1 protein-coding gene is annotated in these 798 nt (G+C 46.5%); it reads right to left on the bottom strand.

Features of this window, described 5'->3' with window-relative positions; translation table 11 throughout:
- On the bottom strand, window positions 1-798 hold a 798-nt coding region (locus LPKJCM_RS11725), incomplete at both ends, for an IS256 family transposase (RefSeq protein ID WP_109561185.1).

Here is a 798-nt window from a genome sequence, read left to right as displayed (position 1 = left end):
TTCCAAGGTGTCCTGGAGTCCTTTGAATCCTCGGTGGATCCGCTTCAGAGACTTCTCGTTATAAACATTAAAATGAGAAACCAGGAAGCGATCCAGTGAATCTTCCGTTGGAAATTGTTCTTTGTGGAGGGTGGTGCGCTTGAGATGCTTATTAAAGTTCTCAATCAGGTTAGTGGAGTATAGTGATTGCCGGATAGCTGGTGGAAAGTCCATGAAAGTGAGTAAATTCGGCATTTTAAGCAGATCTTTGATTAATTTGGGATAGGTCTGATGCCAGTTGTTGGCGAACTCATTCAGTTTCAGTTCGGCTGCTTCACGGTTGGCGGCCCGATGAACTTGTTTAAAGTCACTGATCACGGCCTTGCGGTCTTTTACGCGAACTTTGTTCATCAGATTCCGCCCAACATGAACCAGGCAACGTTGTCGTTTGGCTTTAGGGAAATGCCGATTCAAGCCTTCATCCAAACCAACTAACCCATCGGCCACAAACAACAGCACATCTTTAACGCCCTGCTTGATCAAGGTTCCCAGCAGTTCAGTCCAGATTCCAGTCGATTCCGTTGGCGCCACTTGGTAGTTCAGCACTTCTTTCGTACCATCTGGACGAATGCCAATCGCAATATGAACGGCTTCTTTTTGAACGGTATCCCGCTTTAACGGCAAGTAAGTGGCATCTAAGAAGATGGCCGCATATTGTGAAGCCAGTCGACGTTGCTGGAAAGCTTGAACCTGTTCATTGACGGCTTTAGTCATGTTGGAAACCATGGCTTTGGAGTAGTGAGCACCGTACATTTTCTC

The sequence above is a fragment of the Lentilactobacillus parakefiri genome, from assembly GCF_002157585.1.
In the GTDB taxonomy this organism is placed as follows: Bacteria; Bacillota; Bacilli; order Lactobacillales; family Lactobacillaceae; genus Lentilactobacillus; species Lentilactobacillus parakefiri.
This window is presented reverse-complemented; position numbering and strand designations above follow the sequence as displayed.